Here is a 333-nt window from a genome sequence, read left to right on the forward strand (position 1 = left end):
CGCCAGCCCCAGCGCGACGGGTACGGGGCGCCGCAGCGGGGTGTCGGGCGCCCGGCCACCGGGGGCCACGCCCCCCAGGGGTCCGCCGCGGACCGCGCGGCCCTCGCCAAGTACGACTACCTGCTGCAGACCGCCCCGCCGCAGCAGCTCGAGCAGGTCCACCGCGACGCCTTCGAGCGCCTCACCCCCGAGCAGCGTCAGCAGGTGCTCACCCGCCTGAGCGCCGAGGTGCCCGCGGGCGAGCGTCCCGCGTCGAGCGCCCCGGCCGACCTCGCCCGGGCGGCGACCCGTGGCGAGACCGCACACCCCGGCCTGATGAAGCGCGTGCTCGGC

At 79.3% G+C, this 333-nt stretch carries 1 pseudogene; it reads left to right on the forward strand.

Annotated elements, in window-relative coordinates:
* Positions 1–333: pseudogene (locus tag IFT36_RS16195) on the forward strand (hypothetical protein); the annotation flags it as partial.

The sequence above is a fragment of the Frigoribacterium sp. CFBP 13605 genome, from assembly GCF_014839405.1.
Classification (GTDB): domain Bacteria; phylum Actinomycetota; class Actinomycetes; order Actinomycetales; family Microbacteriaceae; genus Frigoribacterium.